The following is a 13,558-nucleotide window of genomic DNA, read 5'->3' as shown; positions in this document are numbered from 1 at the left end:
TCAAAAGCCCCCTTTAAACGTCGATAACTCAGGCCGCAAATATTTCAGCACTTGCAGCCGATCAATCACCAATTGTTGTGCTTCGTTAATAAACGCACATTCCGATTCTGTTATCTCTTCTTCATCGTACCGGTCTGGCGAACGAGTTAAATGATCGCTGATCCGCAGTTGGGACGGCATCATTTTTGCTGCTGCAATAATTGCTGAATCATTGCCGTAACAGCCCGCATGCGCCATGCCTTTCAGTGCGCCCATTACGAAGATGCTGCCGCCCGCCATCACTGTTCCACCCGGGTTTACATCTCCAATTAACAATAAGTCACCCGGTACTTCAAGCACTTGTCCGGAACGAATACGGCCAGCATACGAAACGATTTCATTTTCTTCTTTCCACTGTACCGCTTCGTCAATCGTCAATACGTTTGACTTAATGTCTTCAACGATTAAGTGACGGCGCTGTCTGATCAGCTGACGCAGCTCTTCTTTTTCCTCCTCAGCCACATACCGGTTTCCCGTTTGAACAATGACTGTAATGAGCGCGTCTCCGCCTTCTTTTGTAACGGCATCTAATTTTTCAGTCAATTCTTCTATTAATTCATTATACGCACATTTATCGTTCAATTGAAGAGTCAGACCGTCTTTCGTCCCTTTAATGACGACGTTTTGACTTTGTTTCATAGAAAGTATCCCACCTCTGTACGTCTCAATATTCGACAGCGCTATTCCATATTCCTTTTTTCAACATCAATCGAACACTTTTTTTAATCGTAAAAAAGCATTTCGAAGCGGAATCGCGAACACGATGTAAAAAAGGCCATTCAAGACAAGTGTTGCCAGCAGTCGCACGTAAGCAAACTGCTCGAATGAAAGGGCTGTCCGCTGCACTAGCACATTTAACCCGTAAATCATCATTTCAAGCAATGCAATGTCAAACAAGATAATAACGAAAAAAACAGGCAGTGTGCTGTGAAGCCATTTCGTCAGCTTAGATGTTGTGTAGACAAGGAGCGGCAAGAAAAAGAAATAAGCGCCGAGAAGTCCTGTATAAAACATATCAAATAAAAAGCCGAAGAAAAAGCCATATTTTATTGCAGTATTCCGGTCAAAAAAAACAGACATAAACAAAAGACCTATGAAGAAGAAACGCGGGACCGGCACATAAGCTCCATCAAAGGCCTGTTCCGAAAAAAAGATCATAAAGACACTGTCACTATAAAACAGGACGACTACCAAAAGAGGAAGGAGCGCTTTTTTCACAGTCCTTCCTCCTCAATAAGCACCTGCTGGCGATCCTCTTCTTCCGGCAAAATACTCGTCATTTCGCGTTTGGAAACCATCACATGCTCAAGGTCGTAAAAGCTTGCGGCTGGCTGAACAAGCGCCGTTTGCGTCAATCCGAATTCATCCGGGACCAACTCTGTCACTGTTCCAATGACCAGTCCTTTCGGAAAAACACCGCCGAGACCAGATGTTGTGACGGCTTGTCCTTTTGTCACCTTTGAATCGGATGGTATTTTCGTCATTTGAAGCATTTTTTTCTCTTCATCATAGCCTTCAATCAACCCATAAATCGTCGCTTTACCTTGAATAAGCACTGACACACGATTTTGTGAATCACGAGCAGACAAAAGCTGTACGGTGGACGTAAATTTCGACGTACTTTGTACTTTTCCGATTAAGCCGCTTGCAGTCATCACGGCCATGTCTGGTTCGATGCCGTTTGATTCACCTTGATCAATCGTAATAACCTCATACCACCGATCAGGATTGCGAGCGATAACCGTTGCTTGTACGGGCTCATAATCTGCAAGGCTTTTTTCTTTTTCGAGCACTTTCCGTAGTTCTGCATTGTCTTTTTCAAGACGGGCTACATCACTTTCTAATTGGGCAAGCTCTTCTAAATGTGTGCGGAGTTTTTCGTTTTCTTCATATGTAAGATGCAGCCTGCGTACATCATCAAAAAAAGATTCAACAACACCCGCCGGCTTCGACACGATATTTTGGCCAAACCCGGTCACATCTTTCACAAACTTTTCAGGCCACGTAATGTTATCCCGATCCCGCAGTGAAAAACCAATCATGGCGACAAGAAGAATGATACTGCCGAGCAATATAATCAACCGCTTGTTTGTAAAAAATTGCGGCATGAATCCCACCTCAGTTTTCTAAGCATTCAAAACGGCGAGGCTGGTTCAACGCGCCCCGGAAAACCGGTCACAACGCACGGAGAACCGGCCTCATCGTCAATTGTTATTTGTTTTTAAATAAATGAATATGATCAAGCGCAAGCCCTGTTCCGATGGCTACACAGTCCAGCGGATTTTCTGCAATGATGACTGGCATGTTTGTTTCTGTGCTGATCACCTTGTCCAAATTGCGCAAAAGCGCACCACCGCCTGTTAACACGATGCCGCGGTCCATAATATCCGCTGCAAGTTCTGGTGGTGTTTTCTCCAGTGTTCCTTTTACTGTATCAACAATCGCGTACACTGTATCTTTTAGCGCATCCGCAATTTCCTGCGCCGTAATCTCAATTGTTTTTGGCAGCCCTGTTAATAAATCACGGCCGCGGATTTCCATGTTCGGGATCTCGTCTGCATCACCTGCTGAACCGATTTCCATTTTAATTGTTTCTGCTGTCCGATCACCAATCAGCAAATTGTACTGCTTGCGGATATACGCAATAATTGCATCATCCATTTCATCTCCCGCAATGCGAAGTGATTCGCTTGTTACGATGCCTCCGAGTGAAATAATCGCCACTTCTGTCGTACCGCCGCCAATGTCCACGACCATGCTGCCCGTCGGTTCCCAAACAGGAAGATTGGCACCGATCGCCGCTGCAAAAGGCTCTTCAATTGGATATGCGTCACGTGCGCCAGCTTGACGCGTAGCATCAATGACCGCACGGCGTTCAACCGCGGTAATGCCCGATGGAACACATACCATGACGTATGGCTTGCTTGACAGGAAGCCGGATGATCCTTTTGTCGCCTGCTTAATATAATATTTAATCATCACTGCAGTCGTTTCATAGTCGGCAATAACGCCGTCTTTCATTGGACGGGTGGCAATAATGTTGCCCGGCGTCCGGCCGATCATGTTGCGCGCGTCATTTCCGACCGCGACGATTTGTTTTGTGTCTGTTTGCAGTGCAACAACAGACGGTTCTCGTACGAGAATTCCCTTTCCTTTTGCATACACAAGTGTATTCGCTGTTCCAAGGTCAATGCCTAAGTCACGGCTCCCAATTCCAAACATGTAGTGTATCTCCCTTTCCTCAATAGATCCTTTTTATCGTGATCATTTCACTAGTAATGGCTATTAAATTGTGTGAAAAACTTCTCAAAAACCATAACTTATATTATAGCGGAACGAAAAAAAAAAGCATAGCGTTATAAATAACCTTTTTCTTTTAAGCTGACATATTTCTTCTCTCCAATGATCAAATGGTCGAGAACATCAATGCCCAGTATTTTTCCACATTCGACAAGACGCTTCGTCACATCGATGTCTTCACGGCTTGGTGCCGGGTCTCCGGACGGATGATTATGGAGGCAGACAATGCTTGCTGCCGAACGGCGAAACGCTTCTTTAAATACCTCACGCGGATGTACAATCGATGCATTTAAGCTGCCGATAAACAACGTCTGCTTGTGCATAACCTGATTTTTTGTATTTAAATAAAGTGCGACAAAATGCTCCTGGCTTAAGAAGCGCATTTCTTCCATCATATAATTAGCCGCATCTTCCGGCGAGCGGATCATAAAACGCTCGTCATATTTCAACCGTTCAATGCGGCGGCCGATTTCAACGGCCGCCATGAGCTGAATCGCTTTTGCGCTGCCGATGCCTTTAATAGAGGTAATTTCTTCGAGTGATGCGTCTTTTAACAGGCGAAGGCCTTCAAATTCATTTAAAATGCGGTTGGATAACTGCAGGACCGATTCTTCTTTCGATCCGGTCCGGAGTAAAATCGCGAGGAGCTCGTGGTTGGATAAACTATGTGGACCGCTCGCGATCATTCGTTCACGCGGGCGGTCATGTGGCGGGACATCACGGATCATCATTGGCGCAGGTGCAGCAATTTTATCATGGCTCATTCGTTCCATTCCCCTTTCAAATTAGCGGAACGAAAAACTGCCAGTGAGAAGGTCCATTTGTCTCAGCCGGCGGTAAAGAGAGGAAATCGGTAGCCCGACGACATTAAAATAATCGCCATGAATCGCTTTGACAAAAAGCGCGCCGGCCGATTGAATGCCATAGCCACCTGCTTTGTCAAACGGTTCGCCTGTCTCAATATAGGCAGCCATCTCCGCTTTTGTCAGTTCCCAAAACTCAACGTCCGTCTTTTCATGAAAGACAATTTTTTCATTCTTTGACATGATCGCGACACCGGTGTAAACAGCGTGGGTGCCGCCGGATAATGAAGAAAGCATCTGCATTGCTTCAAGTTCTGTTTTCGGTTTCCCCAGAATGCGGCCGTTTGAAACGACGACTGTATCTGCACCGATGACAGCAGCGTCAGGACGTTCAGAGAAAACCGCTGCCGCTTTTTTCACCGCAAGCTGCTCAACAGCCGCTGCCGGATGCGTTCCGGGTGCAATCGTTTCATCCGCGTGTGCAGCTTGAACCGTAAATGGAATGAATACCTGAGAAAGCAATTCTTTTCTGCGGGGCGATGATGAAGCCAAAATAATGTGGGTCAAAGAGGATCACCTTTCTTTTCAAATGGATATATAGAGAACTAGGGAGTTACGCGTTTATCATAACAGACAATTCTGCAATGAACAAATAAAAACCTGCCGGATTTTGGCAGGTTACGGCGAAAGAATGGAGACGATTTTATCTAGCTGCTGCGAGTCAGCCGCTTTTTTCAATGTCTCTTCTTCTTCACTGGATAATAGAACTTTTGTTTCTTTTACGTATGCAGCTGTACCCCTTGATTCAAGGCTTTGTTCCGCTTCGTCTGCTTCAGTTTTTGTTAAAAAAGCGCCGTAAATCATGCTGTATTGATTTTCAGATGAAATAACCGCCGCCGGCTCTCCCGAAGACGAAACGGCTTTCGCTGCTGATTCTTCCGTTGAAAAAAGACCCCCTTGAATGACAAACAGCGGGACTGTTTTTTCAACTGGTGCAGCTGTTTGTTCTGTGGAGCTGTTCATCGCCGGTGCCGCTTTTGTCTCCGTTTGTTCCGGGACAGCGCTCATCATCAACAGTCCAAACACACTGCCCGTTAAAAGAGCTGAAATAATGATCAGCAAGCCCGCTGCCGCTTTTAGGGTCGGCTTTTTTTTCGGTATGACCGTTTCTTCCTCGTCCGGCAGCCGCCAGACGAGTACATCACTGTTTTGTCGCGTCCAGTCCGGCTCGTGCACACGCATCCCTCCTCATCGTTATGTATACGGGATTATCGAAAAAAAAGAACAAAACGCAGTTGCGCATTGTTCTACTCGATCTTGTCCACAGTAAGATTTGACGTGCTCTGACAAAGTGTTTTTTGCTCCCCTTTCAAACAAACCACTTTTACTGAACCGTTAGAATACATATCCACGTATGTTTCGTTTTTCTTAGGGTCAAGTTCATTATCAGTGAAAGGATCCGTCACTTTTTCAATAAATCCTTTTTCGTACAGCGTTTTATAGGTCACTTTCTCTGGAATAGAATCTGGATTGTCCACCCGTGAATTCGTGATAAATAAATTCGCAGCTTCTTTTAAGTGAAGTGCCTGGGTAACAAATCCACGCTCTCTTGACTGTTCGATTAACCGCCCGATGCCGGCAACCGCTATCGCAGAAATAATGGCCAGGATCACAACAACAGCAAGCAGTTCAATGAGTGTGTAGCCTTTTTCATTCATCTGTATGCCGCCTTAATCTTCAATGACCACAAACGGGTCCTGTTTATTGGCCGGGTCCGGGGCATCGATTTCTGGTGCATCTTCTAAAAGGTCTGTTAACTCCGGCATATAATAAGCGGCAACGGTTAAGTTGTATGTGACCGGCTCGGTTACACCTTCTACTTTTTGTGCTTCTTCAGGCCCCGTAAATTCAAGCTGCTCCACCCGAATCATCCGCAGTTGATTTTCAACCGAATCAATAAAGGCATTCATTTCTGCAAAACCAGGTGACTCAATCGTCAGCTGCGCACGAATTTTTCGAATGCCGGCCGGCAAAACTTCTTCAGGAAGCGGCTGTTCTTGCACATCCGTTTCTTCTTCCGTGCCGTCTGTCATATTTTCTTCTTCTGATTCATTGGCCTGCTCTTCTTCAGACGCAGTTTCTTCATCCGCAGCCATATTTGTATTTTCTGCTGTATCAGCGTCTGCGGTTTCATCGGCGTTGTCTGTTTCTTCCTGAACCGGCAATGTTTCCTCTTCTCCCTCTGTAAAAACGATCGCTGTAATCAAGCTGTCAGATAGCAGTTCCGCTTTTTCAAAATCAAGCATTAACTTATCACCCATCGGCTTGACGGGTACTTTATTTTGAAGAGAGCCCGTCACAACGACCGGTCCTTGCACGCTAGCCCCGGTATTATTTGCTTGGAGGGCAGCTATCAGCTGTTCTTCAGCCTGAATTTGCTGCTCCGCTGTTTCAAGCTTTACAGCAGCTGTCCGATAAAAAGCAAAGTACAAATAAACAAACAAGAGCAGGATTAAAAATAGAACAATGCTTGTATAAACCCGTTTTTTGTTCATTATTTTTGTTCCTCCAGCTTCTGCAAGACAGCCTGCTCATTGAAAACAATTTCATATTGAATGACATAACGGGGAAGCGCATCTGCTACTTCCAACAGTACTTTCGCTTCCTCTTCTGACTCATCAACAGACGTATCCATCTGAAGAATGGAAGCATTCTCGACCCAGCCGGATGACTTTAATTCCGCCAAGTAGTAGGCTCCCTGCCTGCTCGTATCAAATTGTACCGTTAAATTCATTGTTTCTTCACTTACGTAAGACATCGACTGAAAAAATCCACGCTCCGGCAAAAGAGAAACAAGGTGCTCCAAAATAGGCGATGCCGGCAGCCGTCTTACCTGCGACCACTCAACGGCCTGACGCAGCTGATCGGCACTTGTTTCTGTCGCTGTGCTTGAGTTGGATGCGGCTTGTTCAAGTGTTTCTCTCAGCTGCTGCTGCGTCGCAAGATTACGTTCTGCACGCTCCACCTCACCTTGTTTCACTTGCACAGCTGCAAAAAGGGCAATGGCTGATGCTAAAATGATGGCGCCAATAATAAGCAAAGCCAGCGTAGAAATACTTTTTTTCTTTTTTGCCGGCAGTAAATTAATATCGATTAACATACGTGATCACCCGTCTTTCAATGCAAGCCCGACCGCCGCCAAAAAAGCGGGCGGAAGCCATTCGTTCTGCTTTGTATCCATTTTCATCTGTTCATCCGTTTCAACTGGAATATCAAATGACTTGTTGATAAATTCTTCTACAAATGACCGCTGAGGATGGTCGCCGGTAAATAAGATTCGTTCAATTTTCACTTGTCCGCCGTGAACAGAATTTTCATAAAAATTAACAACCTTATCAAGCTCGGACAGCGCATCTGCCAGATCGCCGCTTCCATCTGCATCCTCCATATCAAGAACATCTTCGCTTTTTTCAATAAAGACCGGTTTCATAAATTTGAGCTGGTGGCCGTGGAAAATAGAGAGTGTCATAACGTTTGATTTTAAGTGAATAAGCAGTTCATGTGCGCTGTCATTTGTCCGGTCGAACGAATGAAACAGCCTGTATAAAGCAAGCGGGGCGATATCAGCAGCGATCGGCTTCAACCGGGCATGTTCAAATACACCCATATAATCCTCGACAACTTGTTCCGGAGCGGCGACAAGCAGAACCGACTGCTTGTTTTCTTCGTACCCGGTCACCACCACATCAAAAACCGGCTCATCAAACGGCAAATGAATGGTAGAGCCAATTTGCATAAAAAAGAAGTTTTTAATTTCATCGAGTGTTAAATCACGGTCCACCTTTTCTTCCCGTATGGCCACGTAACGATCCGGAATCGTAAAACGGATGTTCCGGTTTTTCAGCTTCCATTCATCCACCATATTGTCTATGACGTCCTGCAGTTCATCGATTTTCACAATATCGCCGCGCACAATCATGCCTTCAGGCAGCTTCCGTTCACCAAACTTCTCAATGAGCAGCGGGTCGGACTGGCGCAGCTCCACAAAACGGATGGCTTCGTCGGTGATCGTAAAATTAATTGTTTTATCTTTTTTTTGAAATAAACGTAACGCCATTCCCTCTTCTCCTTCTTAAAAAAACTGAAGATACCAGCGGATCATTTCATGTCCATGCGTGTACGCCGCAACAGCTGCAAGCGCAATATAGGGCCCAAACGGCATTGGTTTCCCCCGTTTGACAAAACCGGCAGCCATCAGGGCAAGCCCGATTACTGCGCCGAAAAAACAAGCGAGCAAAAATGTTAACAGCACAAGCTTTGTGCCAAGGACAAAACCGAGCACTCCAAACAACTTTATATCTCCACCGCCCATTCCACCGTTCGAAACAACTGCGATCAGCAAAAGCAAGCCGAAACCGACAGCGGCACCGAGCAGCGCATCCCACCATGGATCAAGCGGCTGGGTGAACCGCATAATGATAAACAGCGGCAGGAAAAAAAAGAGGATTTTATCCGGAATGAGCATATACGCAATATCCGCCACAACGAGAATCATCAGCATCGAAAACAGCAAAATCGCCGTCCAAAACGGCGCACTAAATCCATATAATAGGTAGGAATACAAAAATAACAGCGCTGTGAGCAGCTCTGTTACAGGATACATCATGGATATTTTCGCCCCGCATTTGCGGCAGCGGCCTTTTAAAGCTATGTACGACAAAACCGGTACCAAGTCCCATGCGGTCAATTGGTGCCCGCACAGCGAGCAGGCGCTGCGCGGCTTTACAATCGACTTCCCGGCCGGCACCCGGAGCCCGACCACGTTATAAAACGAGCCGAGCAGGAGGCCGTAGAGGAAGACTAATGAATTCATATTATTAGCTTGCTGGCTTGGCCACTACAGAATCACGGTTCAAGGCCTCAAGTGTTGTACTATCAATTTTACGTTCTTTTCCAATTAACGTGACTTTGTATGTGTATGTTGCTGCAGTTCCTGCAGTTCCTGCAGCTCTTGTGATTTCAACAAGTGAAGTTGTCGGAACATAACCATCAGTAGCACCTTTTTTCCCTGTATCCGGATCTTCTGGTTCATCAATCATACCTTGTGCAATTAGTGTTGTAAGGTTAACTGTCGCTACGTTTCCAGTAAATGTCAAGGTTGCAGGATTACTTGCAACATAAGTTTTTGTAGAGTTAACCATTTGCGTCGCATTAGCAATATGCGCATCTTTTTTTGAATTATCAATTAATCCCCCAATAGCCGGAATCGCTATCGCAGCGATAATTCCCAAAATAACGACAACAGCAAGCAACTCGATTAATGTTAAGCCTTTTTCATTTTTCACACGGCGTTTTAATACATTTAACATGTTTCATTCTCCTCTCTCTTTTTGCAAAAACTGCGGTAATTTGACACTAACACTAGTATCTTACTGACATTTGACAAAAAAATCAATATATTACTAGGAAATAAATCTCAAATATTCGTTATATTAGCCGCTTTCCTGCACGGTGTTGAATATTTCGAACATCGGCACCATGATCGATATGACGATAGTCCCGACGATAGCCGCAAGAAGCACAATCATTAATGGTTCGATGAGCGCTTTCAGCCGGTCGGTGACGGTTTCGACTTCTGCTTCATAAAAATCGGCGACTTTTGACAGCATTTGATCCAATGATCCTGTTTCTTCCCCGATGGCAATCATTTGATGCAGCAGCGGTGGAAACGCCCAGTGGCGCTGCATCGGACCGGTAATGGATTCTCCCCGCTCCAGCGATCTCCGCGAATCCTGTATGACTCTTGCAATCACTTCGTTTTCAACAACTTCCCCGGTGATGTCCATCGCACGTAAAATCGGCACGGAATTGGAGAATAAGGAGCTGAGTGTCCGGGTCATGCGGGCAAGCACTGCTTTTTGCATTAAATTCCCGAAGATCGGCATGCGTAAAATAGCATAATCCACATACAACTTCGTCTCTGGTCGTTGTCGCAGCATCCATAAAGCACCGACAGCCAATCCTGCAATAATAGCAATCACGTACCAAAACCGCTGCATCCACTCACTGGCGTTAATAACAAATTGGGTAATCGCCGGCAGCTCTCCGCCAAAGTCCTCAAACATCCCGACAAATGTCGGCACAACCGACACAAGCAAAAAGATGACCACAAATACCGCCACGATGCCGACAACGACCGGATAAGCAAGTGCCGATATCACTTTTTGGCGGGTCCGGTGCTGCCGCTCATAATGATTGGCCAAATCGTTAAACGTTTGATCCAGCGTCCCAGTTGCCTCTCCTGCTTTCAGCATATTGATCACAAGCGGTTCAAAAATTTTCTTTTGCTTCGCCGCTGCATCCGATAACGGACGGCCTTCCCTCATCTCCACTTCCATATTGGTTAAGGCCCGCTTGAGCGGCTTGCTATCGGTTTGCTGAGACAAAATAAAAGCAGAATCGACAACCGTTACCCCCGCTTGAAGCAGTGCGGCAAACTGGCGCAAAAAGATAACCATATGCTCAAGCCGCACAGCACGGCCAATAACGATATCCTGCTCCAAAAACGTTTCCGGCTTTTGTTCGATTTCTTTTACCCGAATGCCACTTTTCTGCAGTTTTTCAATCGCTTCTTTTTTTGAATTGGCGGTTAACGTGCCTTTTTTCGGTCCGCGCCGATCTCTGCCTGTGTAAACGAATTTAGCCATTTCGTTACTCCCTTTCTCTTAAATAAGGAAGAAGCGCAGCTTTTGAAACGACTTCTTGACGGAACAATTCCTGCGCATGATCCGCCATCAGCTGCATGCCCTGCGCTTTGGACGTCTGCATGACATTGACAATTTGATGGACTTTTTCTGAGCGGATTAAATTGGCCACCGCTGAATTGTTCAGCATAATTTCCAAGGCTGCCCGTCTGCCTTTTAAATCCGCTGTCGGGAACAGCCGCTGGGCGATAACGGCTGTTAAAACCGTTGCAAGCTGCGTCCGGATCTGTGGCTGCTGTTCAGCCGGGAACACATCAATGATCCGTTCAATTGTGGCCGGCGCGCTGGATGTATGAAGCGTCGCAAAAACAAGGTGTCCCGTCTCTGCCGCTGTAATGGCGGTCTGAATAGTTTCAAGGTCCCGCATCTCTCCGACGAGAATAACGTCCGGGTCCTGACGGAGAGCGGCCCGCAACCCATTGGCGAACGTCTGTGTATCGTACCCGACTTCCCGTTGGTCAATGACGCACTTTCCATGCTTGTGCAAATACTCAATCGGGTCTTCGAGCGTAATAATGTGCTTTCTCGTATTACGGTTCAAATAATCAATCATACTGGCAAGCGTTGTTGATTTTCCGCTTCCGGTCGGACCGGTCACGAGAACAAGTCCATGCGGGCGTTCTGACACTTTTTTTAATATATCCGGCATATGAAGATCTTCTAATGTCGGAATCCCCGAAGCAATAACCCGAAAAGCAAGTGCGATACAATTGCGTTGATGATACGCATTCACACGAAAACGGGAGACACGCGGCAGCCCGAACGAAAAGTCGAGTTCGCCATCTTCTTTAAACTTTTCCCACATATGTTCTGGTACAATCGCTTTTGCCATCGCTTCTGTGTCAGCCGGCTTCAGCGGTTCTTTTCCATATCGCTTTAAATCACCATTTATACGAAATACCGGCGCCGTTCCGACAGTCAAATGAATATCAGATGCTTTCAATTCAAAAGCAGAATGCAAAATAAATTCTAGCTTTTCTCTCATATTTTTCTACTCCATCAGCACGGCACGAAGCACTTCTTCTGTCGTCGTGATGCCTTGTTTTATTTTTAAGAGACCATCGTCGAGCAGAAAAATGGTTTTGTCCCTCATGGCCATTTGTTTTAATTTCGACAGCGGTTCATTGTTCAAAATAAGCCGTTTCATTTCTTCTGTAACGGTAAGGACTTCATGAATCGCTACACGGCCTTTATAGCCGGTCATATTACAGGAGGCACAGCCTTTTCCCCGGTTGATTGTCTCAATTTTCAGTCCGCGTTTTCCAAAGATCTCTTTTTCCCGTTCAGTAGCCGGTTCTTCGTGTCTGCAATCACGGCACACTTTACGGATAAGACGCTGGGCCACGATGCCACTTAAAGACGAAGCGACGAGGAACGGCTCGACTCCCATATCAATAAGACGTGTAATGCTGCTGATTGAATCATTTGTATGCAGTGTACTGAGCACAAGGTGTCCGGTTAAAGAAGCGCGGATCGCAATCTCAGCTGTTTCCTTATCCCGGATTTCCCCAACCATAATGACATTTGGATCCTGCCGCAAAATCGAACGGAGTCCTGCCGCAAACGTCAGTCCGACATTTGGATTCACCTGAATCTGATTGACTCCTTCAAGCTGATATTCAACAGGATCCTCAACCGTAATAATGTTTACTTCTTCACTATTCAGCTGATTTAAGCCTGCATAAAGCGTCGATGATTTACCAGAGCCAGTCGGACCGGTAATCAACACAATGCCATTTGGACGCTCAAGCAACGTGTCCATTCTTTTTAAATTCACTTTATTAAAGCCAAGCTGCTTCATATCATTCAATGAACTGCTTAAATCCAGTATCCGCATAACGATTTTTTCCCCATAAACCGTCGGAAGCGTTGAAATACGAATGTCGATCGGCCGAAAATCAATATTGGTTTTGATCCGGCCATCCTGTGGAATGCGATGTTCGGTAATGTCCATATTGGCCATAATTTTAATTCGTGCCGTCAACATGCCAAGCATTGATTTCGGAAGCTGCCGGTCTAACTGAAGCACGCCATCGACACGCATGCGGACGACAACTTTTGTTTCATGCGGATCAATATGAATGTCGCTCGCTTTTTCCGTCATTGCCCGGGACATGATCTGGTTCACAAGCCGGACAACGGGTGAGTCTTCTTCTGCTTCCTGTGATTCAGCTGTTTCGGGCGTATTTTGCTGCATAAACTCTTCCAGCGAATCGTCAATATCGTAATATTTGTTGACTGCACGCAAAATATCCTGCTTAGCGGCAATCGCTGTTTCAATTTGAAACCCCGTTGAAAGACGTAAATCTTCCACCGTAAAGTAGTCCATTGGATCGGCCATGGCGACAAACAATCGGTTTTCTTCTTTTTTTAATGGGATGATTAAGTTTTTTTTTGCCATTTCTTTTGAAACAAGACTAAGCAGCTTTATGTCAACAGGATAACGGTATAAGCTGACGTGTGGAATGCCAAGCTGAAATTCCAGCACTTCAATCAGCTGCTGTTCGGTAATGAACCCTCTATCCAGAAGGGCGTCGCCAAGTTTTTGATTGTCTTTTTTTTCTTTTAATGCAACGGCCAGCTGTTCTTCTGTGATAAGACCGGACTCGACCAGGAGATCACCGAGCCGTTTTCGCTTTGTTTTCATTCCGC

Annotated in this window: 16 protein-coding genes; all 16 read right to left on the bottom strand. The window is 45.8% G+C overall.

Annotated features, from left to right (window positions below; all coding sequences use genetic code 11):
* Positions 1–678 (bottom strand): septum site-determining protein MinC, encoded by a 678-nt coding sequence (minC, locus tag VQ00_RS03495; protein ID WP_046178675.1) that lies wholly within the window; start codon positions 676–678, stop codon positions 1–3.
* A gap of 66 nt (positions 679–744) precedes the next feature.
* Positions 745–1,257, bottom strand: a complete 513-nt coding sequence (gene mreD, locus VQ00_RS03490; RefSeq protein WP_046178674.1) for a rod shape-determining protein MreD — start codon at positions 1,255–1,257, stop codon at positions 745–747.
* Positions 1,254–2,147, bottom strand: a complete 894-nt coding sequence (gene mreC, locus VQ00_RS03485) for a rod shape-determining protein MreC (RefSeq protein WP_046178673.1) — start codon at positions 2,145–2,147, stop codon at positions 1,254–1,256. The genes mreD and mreC overlap by 4 nt, the downstream gene beginning before the upstream one ends.
* A gap of 103 nt (positions 2,148–2,250) precedes the next feature.
* A complete protein-coding gene (locus tag VQ00_RS03480; protein ID WP_046178672.1) occupies positions 2,251–3,261 on the bottom strand; it encodes a rod shape-determining protein in 1,011 nt (336 codons plus the stop codon).
* 134 nt (positions 3,262–3,395) lie between these two features.
* The gene (gene radC / locus VQ00_RS03475; RefSeq protein ID WP_046178671.1) at positions 3,396–4,103 is read right to left on the bottom strand and encodes a RadC family protein; all 708 of its coding nucleotides are present in this window, start codon (positions 4,101–4,103) and stop codon (positions 3,396–3,398) included.
* A gap of 21 nt (positions 4,104–4,124) precedes the next feature.
* Positions 4,125–4,709 (bottom strand): Maf family protein, encoded by a 585-nt coding sequence (locus tag VQ00_RS03470; RefSeq protein WP_046178670.1) that lies wholly within the window; start codon positions 4,707–4,709, stop codon positions 4,125–4,127.
* Between the two features lie 111 nt (positions 4,710–4,820).
* Positions 4,821–5,378: an SPOR domain-containing protein gene (locus tag VQ00_RS03465; RefSeq protein ID WP_046178669.1), complete on the bottom strand. Its 558-nt coding sequence runs from the start codon at positions 5,376–5,378 to the stop codon at positions 4,821–4,823.
* Positions 5,379–5,449: 71 nt separating this feature from the next.
* On the bottom strand, positions 5,450–5,860 hold the full coding sequence (locus tag VQ00_RS03460; RefSeq protein WP_046178668.1) for a type II secretion system protein: 411 nt from the start codon (positions 5,858–5,860) through the stop codon (positions 5,450–5,452).
* A gap of 12 nt (positions 5,861–5,872) precedes the next feature.
* The gene (locus VQ00_RS03455; RefSeq protein WP_046178667.1) at positions 5,873–6,697 is read right to left on the bottom strand and encodes a hypothetical protein; all 825 of its coding nucleotides are present in this window, start codon (positions 6,695–6,697) and stop codon (positions 5,873–5,875) included.
* Positions 6,697–7,302, bottom strand: a complete 606-nt coding sequence (locus VQ00_RS03450; protein WP_046178666.1) for a PilN domain-containing protein — start codon at positions 7,300–7,302, stop codon at positions 6,697–6,699. Before VQ00_RS03450 ends, VQ00_RS03455 begins: the two co-directional genes overlap by 1 nt.
* Positions 7,303–7,308: 6 nt before the next feature.
* Positions 7,309–8,259: a type IV pilus biogenesis protein PilM gene (gene pilM, locus VQ00_RS03445; RefSeq protein WP_052728307.1), complete on the bottom strand. Its 951-nt coding sequence runs from the start codon at positions 8,257–8,259 to the stop codon at positions 7,309–7,311.
* A 15-nt stretch (positions 8,260–8,274) separates the two neighbouring features.
* Complete coding sequence (locus tag VQ00_RS03440; protein WP_046178665.1) at positions 8,275–9,015, bottom strand: prepilin peptidase; 741 nt, start codon at positions 9,013–9,015, stop codon at positions 8,275–8,277.
* A 4-nt stretch (positions 9,016–9,019) separates the two neighbouring features.
* Positions 9,020–9,511, bottom strand: coding sequence for a prepilin-type N-terminal cleavage/methylation domain-containing protein (locus tag VQ00_RS17950; protein WP_046178664.1), 492 nt, complete (start codon positions 9,509–9,511; stop codon positions 9,020–9,022).
* Between the two features lie 123 nt (positions 9,512–9,634).
* A complete protein-coding gene (locus tag VQ00_RS03430) occupies positions 9,635–10,849 on the bottom strand; it encodes a type II secretion system F family protein (protein ID WP_046178663.1) in 1,215 nt (404 codons plus the stop codon).
* A 4-nt stretch (positions 10,850–10,853) separates the two neighbouring features.
* Positions 10,854–11,891: a type IV pilus twitching motility protein PilT gene (locus VQ00_RS03425; protein WP_046178662.1), complete on the bottom strand. Its 1,038-nt coding sequence runs from the start codon at positions 11,889–11,891 to the stop codon at positions 10,854–10,856.
* Between the two features lie 6 nt (positions 11,892–11,897).
* Entirely contained in the window at positions 11,898–13,553 is a 1,656-nt protein-coding gene (locus VQ00_RS03420) for a GspE/PulE family protein (protein ID WP_046178661.1), read from the bottom strand.
* Positions 13,554–13,558: the final 5 nt, after the last annotated feature.

The sequence above is a fragment of the Domibacillus tundrae genome (assembly GCF_000970675.1).
In the GTDB taxonomy this organism is placed as follows: domain Bacteria; phylum Bacillota; class Bacilli; order Bacillales; family Domibacillaceae; genus Domibacillus; species Domibacillus tundrae.
The sequence above is the reverse complement of the archived record's forward strand: the minus strand, read 5'-3'. Positions and strand labels throughout refer to the sequence as shown.